The sequence below is a fragment of the Micromonospora sp. NPDC003776 genome (assembly GCF_053605645.1).
Window position 1 is genome coordinate 1 of the sequence record NZ_JBSGJR010000428.1, and the last position, 6227, is coordinate 6227.

The 6227-nt window shown below is 67.4% G+C and carries 3 protein-coding genes; all 3 read left to right on the forward strand.

From position 1 onward, the window contains the following. Nucleotides 1-876 precede the first annotated feature (876 nt). The 3 genes from ACWEVO_RS27095 to ACWEVO_RS27105 all read left to right on the forward strand — a co-directional run bounded on the left by ACWEVO_RS27095 (nt 877) and on the right by ACWEVO_RS27105 (nt 5948). On the forward strand, nt 877-1503 hold the full coding sequence (locus ACWEVO_RS27095) for a hypothetical protein (protein WP_452310325.1): 627 nt from the start codon (nt 877-879) through the stop codon (nt 1501-1503). A 306-nt stretch (nt 1504-1809) separates the two neighbouring features. Continuing rightward, on the forward strand, nt 1810-2247 hold the full coding sequence (locus ACWEVO_RS27100; RefSeq protein WP_452310326.1) for a DNA cytosine methyltransferase: 438 nt from the start codon (nt 1810-1812) through the stop codon (nt 2245-2247). Nucleotides 2248-3299: 1052 nt separating this feature from the next. Further along, a complete protein-coding gene (locus ACWEVO_RS27105) occupies nt 3300-5948 on the forward strand; it encodes a restriction endonuclease (RefSeq protein ID WP_452310327.1) in 2649 nt (882 codons plus the stop codon). Nucleotides 5949-6227: the final 279 nt, after the last annotated feature.

A 6227-nucleotide genomic window follows, 5' to 3' on the forward strand; every position in this document is an offset into this window, starting at 1 on the left:
CACACAACCGTCCATGATCGACGGTGGCTGCCCTCGTTCCCGCATCGCATCGAACCGCAGCTCAGCCAAGGTCAACAACCCCGGCTGGAGTACTAGGAGGATGCGTAGACCGTCAGCTCTTCAGCCCTCGGCACCTCTACCCGACTCTTGGCTTGCCAGTTACGTTCCGCCACTACCGGAAAGGGGCCAGGACGAGGCTTGAGGTCCTGTGGTCCAAAGGTGCCAGCTCAAGAAGGTTCACGACGTCAGAGATGGTGACAGCGTTCGGTCGATGGTGGACCGGAATCGGGCCACCACGGCGGAGCCGACGAAGTTGCTGGCGACGTCGGGTGTCGTTAAGCCGGCGAAGAACTTAGAGGGACACGGCGAAAACCGACCGCGGTCGCGAAGGCCGGCCAGCGCTGAGCCGTGATGGCGCCGGAAAGTCCGAACAGAGCGCCTTGGCAACCTGTCCCCGATCGACTACGAACGACACCACACCCCGGCCGCAGCCGCGGCCTGACCATCACACGGAAGCCGTCCGGACAACCGGGGGAAGCTCAACCCAGCTCTGGTGCTGATCGTCCGCGACCTGCCATCCGTCATCCCTCCTTTGATCGGGAGCCGCGCACGACCCGTCTTCGTCAGATGGCTTCGGGAGTGGGCATGCTGCTGGGTGGCGCGTTCTGCGGCGAGTCTGCGACGATGCGGCGCGGTGCGGGCGGTTCAGCAGATGGGGTCAGCGATGCAAAGCCGGGTGATGTGCTTCAGCTATGACGAGGCAACGCGTCTCTGCCGGTCGCCGGAAGGCCCTGCGGAGCTCAGTCTCCTGACGCATGGCGCAAGCAGCATCAAGCTGAGCCAGGTCACGGGCGCCATGGCCGGCGGAGGCATGTGATGGACCCGCAGGCATCTCTCCGCTCTGAATTCGAGCAGATGTTTCGTCAGCTCGCTGTCGACGTGGCCCGCGACGTCCTTGAAAATGCCAGGCCGCACATCGTGAGGTGGGTGAGTGAGCAGGCGATTCCGGCTGTGGCCTCGGCGATCCCGGCTGTCGGATCGGCTGTGGCGTCGGCCATCCCGGCTGTAGGATCTGCGGTGGCATCTGTCGCGATGTCAGCCTGGAGAACGCTGGCCAGCATCGGTAGCGGTGGCGACCAGGTCGTCCGGGTAGAGGCGACGGTTGGCCCGGTCGAAGCGGCGCGGCTGGTGGAGTCTGCGCCTGCAGAAGCGTCGTACGACGTGGTGGCCGTGCTCGAGGCACACCGGGCCGGGATGAGCAAGGCCGAAGCGCGGCGGCGCATCGTCACAACCTTGGCGGCGAAACTGTTTGCGGCTGATCAGCTGCAGCTGGTTCGTGACGTGGAGAGCGAGAATCGCAGCGACACGAGAGAGTTGACCAGCGCGATGGTGACGCTCACGGAGCAGCAGCTCGGGCGGGGCGTCCAGTTGATGCTCGAAGCGACGCCGTCGTTGCTCAGCGAGCAGTCGTTGAGCGACCTGCGGAACATTCTCGAAGCCTGATGACCCTCGTCTTGTTCGTCTTGCGTGGCGGGACAGGTATCGGGGCTTGGCGCTCTAGCAGCCTGCGTTCCCTGAGCGACCGTCGGCGAGGACGGCGGAGGTGGCGCGTCTACGGGCGCCATGTTCAGGACCAGCGTGCGGGGGTGGCGTGAGTGACCACATTCCCGGGCCGCGGATCGGATCGCTCTGGACCGGATACGGCGGCCTCGACCTGGCCGTCGAACTGGTGCTCGGCGGCCAGCTCATCTGGTACGCCGAAACCGACCGACAGGGCCTGTCAAGTTGTCTGTGTAAGTTGATCGATGGTTGGTCAGGTCAGGTAGGGGCCGAGGCGGTCGGGGTAGGCCAGGGCGAGGGCGCCGAGGGCTTGGCGACATCCGCACCGTCGACTGGACCCGCGTCCCACCCGTCGACGTCCTCACCGCAGGCTTCCCCTGCCAGGACATCTCCAACGCCGGCAAACGCGCCGGCATCACCGGACCCCACTCCAGCCTCTCGCGGCACATCACCCAAGCACTTCGCCTCCTTCGACCCCCACTCGTGTTCGTGGAGAACGTGGCCGCGCTGCGGCAACGCGGACTCGAGGTCGTCCACGCCGACCTGGCCGCGCTCGGGTACGACACGAGCTGGCTATGCCTACGCGCATCCGACATCGGCGCCCCGCATCGACGAGACCGACTGTTCCTGCTCGCCACGAGAGGCGGGGGAGAAGGTGCCGACGCTGCCCACACCCTGTGCCCGTGACGGCAAGGGACCCGGGCACCCGTACGGGCTGCCCGATGTCGTCGGACCCCACGGCACCCGCCACGACCTCTTGCCGACCCCACGAGCCAGCGACACCGGCACCCCGGGCCGCCGCGCAGGTGCCGGCGTCCGGCCGCCGCTGTCACAGGTGCTTTTCCCCACTCTGCGGGCGACGGACGGGCAGAAAGGCTGCCCGGGACAACGGGGTTCCCACGGGATCTCACCCTGCCGTCCGCGGCCGTGCGTTGTGCAGTGCCTGCCCTACCGACGCCTTGGGCCTCCGACGCGGGAGGCCCCGGCCACCATGGCGACGGAGGCCGCGACCTGCGCACCACCGTCGCCCAGCTCAGCAGCGGTGCACTCGGAAGACCCGACGACGCCACTTGGGGGATCTACGCACCGGCGATCGCACGCTGTGAGCTTCTGATCGGCCGGCCCGTCCCGGCGCCCACCCAACCCGGCCAGCACGGCAAGCCCGTGCTCGCACCGCCGTTCGTGGAATGGCTCATGGGCCTACCCGCCCACTGGGTCACCGACCCCACATTCGATGTACCACGCACGGCGCGTTGCGCGTCCTCGGCAACGGTGTCGTCCCCGCCCAAGCGGCGGCCGCCCTACGTCTCCTTCTCTGCCGCCGCCGCTGACAGCCGCACGCCGCTCGCTACACGGGGTTACCGCACGTGGTGCCCCGGATCTGCCGAGGCAGGGTTCCCATCCTGCAAGTACAGAAGGCATCGCGACCTTCCGAGATCTTGCGGATTGTTGTACGACGCGACCCTGCAGCGTGACGGTGCCGCCACGAACCGTGGCCGCACTGCTGTGATGGCCAGCTCTCCAGTCAGCGGGTCCACTCACATGGTGCGATCTCGTGGCGCAACGGCAGGTGGCGGTGTTGGTTGCCTGTGCGGCCGTCCGCGCCGGCTCGCCCCCACCTCGCCCGTCCGGGCAGCTCAGCTGGCCTCTCTGCTAGGAGGCGGGTACCCACGGTCCCGGGCGTCACCTTGGCGGGGGATCATGAAAGGAGGGGAGGGCTGACTGCGATACTTCCGCCCGTGACGAGCACCCGCACCAGCCCGACCGCCGGATTTGCCCGGCCTGGGCCGAACCAGATCCAGACCTGGCAGGACGCTGAGCACAATGCGGCCGAGTGGATGCGTTATTGGGGATACAAGGATGCCACCGCAAACCCGGGTGGCTCCGACGGAGGGATCGACGTCCTGGCATCTAATGCGGTGGCTCAGGTCAAGTACCACGCCTCCGCTATTGGACGACCAGCGTTGCAGCTCCTCTACGGAGCGCGCGGGGGCGCGTCGAACAAGCAACTGATCTTCTTCACCGGCAGCGACTACACCTCGACTGCCATCGTCTACGCCGATGAGAACGATATCGCGCTTTTCGTCTACTCGCTCGACGGCTCGATGCGGGCGATGAACGCGATCGCCGAGCGGATCAGCGCCGCGAAGGTTCAGTCCTCGAGCAAGAAGCTGACGAAGCCTTCCGCACCCTCCACCCCGACCCCGCCAGGTACCTGGCGGCGGCTCATCGGCATCGGGCTGTTCCTTGTACCCCTCCTGCCGTTGATCACTGGGAGAAATCCGTTCCAGGGGCCGATGGCCCAGACCATCATGAAGATCATCACCCTGCTGTCCGGAATTTATCTTTACGTCTGGGGGCGCGGCGCACGCAAAGCCGCTAGCACGAGCGAGGAACCGGCACTCGAGGCGAGTAACGCCCCGTCGTCGCCGCCAGCCCAGGTAGCCAAGGCCCCAGATCAGTCTTCTGCCCCTGGCATCCTGCGGTTCCTGTCCGGCTGGCTGTTGCTCTGCGGGACGATCGTGCCGCCGGACGACGGAGTGTTCGGAGGAAGCACAACCCGCGATGTCGTGAAGATCCTCTGGATCGTGCTCTCCTGCGCACTGATGCTCTGGGGCATTCTGGCGAAGACTACCCCCAGGTCCAAACGCACTGGTGGCAGCAGCCCCCAGGCCCAGGTGGCCGACACCGCAGGCGCGGATCACGTGCGGCAGGCCGAGGCAGTCGATGTTGCCAGTGACGGCGGCGTACAGCATGCCTCGGCCGATCCGGTCGATGTGGCTGCCGAGGGAGGGCGTGGACCGGGCACTGCCGCTACACCGGCCATGCTTCTCCACGGTCCCGACGCCCTGCGAGAGGACGTTCCGGCCGGGCAGCCGGGCGTGGTGGTCTCGTTGCCGGCCGAGGCGCGGCCCGCGCTCGTGCTGGCGGATCCGCCGGTGTCGGCCGGGCCTGCGCTGACCGGCCCGCCGACGTCCGTTGAGCCCATTCCCAGCGCTATCGTGCCGGCCGAGCCGATTTCTACGACACTGGCTGCATCTGTCGCGCCGGCCGTTGATCCTGCCGACGCAGGGCAGACATCGGACACCGCCTCGGCACCGGCGGTACTCGACCAACGTGACCTCCATGGCCCCGACCCGCTGCGGAAGGAGGCCCGCGCGGCGTGGGCGTATCGGAGATATCTCCAGGCGCGCGGTTCCCAGCCGCTGCACCCGGCCGCCGGCGCGCTGCTGCTCGCCGCGGTTGACCCGGACGACCACGTTGAGATCCTCGCCGAGGCCGCGGTCCAGTTCGAGGCTCGCCTACCCGAGCTGTCCGAGTTGACCCGCAACGGTACGGCGCCGTTTGTCGCAGTCCGGACGATGCGCCGGTGGATTCTCGTCGAACGCGCCACCGGCGCGGTCACGGTCTGCACCGGGCCGTCGTTTCCAGGCTTGATGATGAGCACCACCAGGGCCACGACTTGGCCGAACGCCGGCTGGAGCCTGGCGGTCACCGCTGACGACGGCCGCAAGCTCGGTTTCAAGGTCTTCTCTGACGACGGCGACCTCGACCGGCTGAAAGAGCTCATCGACAAGGGCGCGTCCGGGCAAATCATGTTGCTTCCCGAGCAGGCCGAGGTGCCTGCGCTTCCCGATCTGGACGCCGCCGCGTCCGCACGCGATGCTGCGCCAGCACAGCGTTTCCTGCCGTCGGACTGGCGCACCAGTGAGGAGATCGCCGCCGCTCACATGCGGGCGCTCGGCTTCGCCGATGCGGAGCTGACCGGTGGCAGCCGCGACGGCGGCCTTGACGTTGTCGCCGGGACCGGCGTCGCCCAGGTGAAGATGCAGGCGCAGCCGGTAGGTGCCCCGCCGGTGCAGCAGCTGCGCGGTACCCGGCCGCACTCACCGCATCACCTGTTCTACTCGACATCCGGGTACACGACCGCAGCGTGCGAGGCAGCTGCGGAGATCGGCGTGTATCTGTTCACGATCGACCGGGACGGGACGGTGTCGCCGGTCGGTGACGCGGCCGCCGAACTCGCCGAGGCGGGCGTACACGACCCGGAGGCAGTCCGGGCGGTCACCGTGCGGCAGATCGCGAAGGAGTACTGCCAAGGCGTCACCGACCGGATCACGGCCGCGATCAACGCTACCGACCTGACCGCCCCGGGCCGCACCGGCCGGTACCCGGGACATCACGAGCGTGCATCGCGGTACCTGCACCGGGCGCTGGAGAACCTGACCGAGGCGCCAGGCTCATTCGAGTCGCTGCGTTCCGCAGCGGTGTACTACCACCACACCGAATTGCTGGCCCACGTCTGGTTCAGGGAGATGGGAGTGCCGTACCCGGATGGCGAGCGTCTGCGCCACGAACCCGACACCCTAGACTCGTTCTACCGCTGAGTAACGGCCGGTGAGGACGCGGGCGGCAGCCACCATCGCCTGGTTCAAAGAAGCCATCGCCCGCGACCAACGAATCAATCAAGCCCTGGAGAAGGAATGGGAATTGCTCCTCACCGAATCCGAGGGCAATCGTGATCAGCGAGCAGAGGCACGAACCTGGGCACGCTGTCAAACCTGACTCGCTTAGTACTCCAGCCGGGGTTGTTGACCTTGGCTGAGCTGCGGTTCGATGCGATGCGGGAACGAGGGCAGCCACCGTCGATCATGGACGGTTGTGTG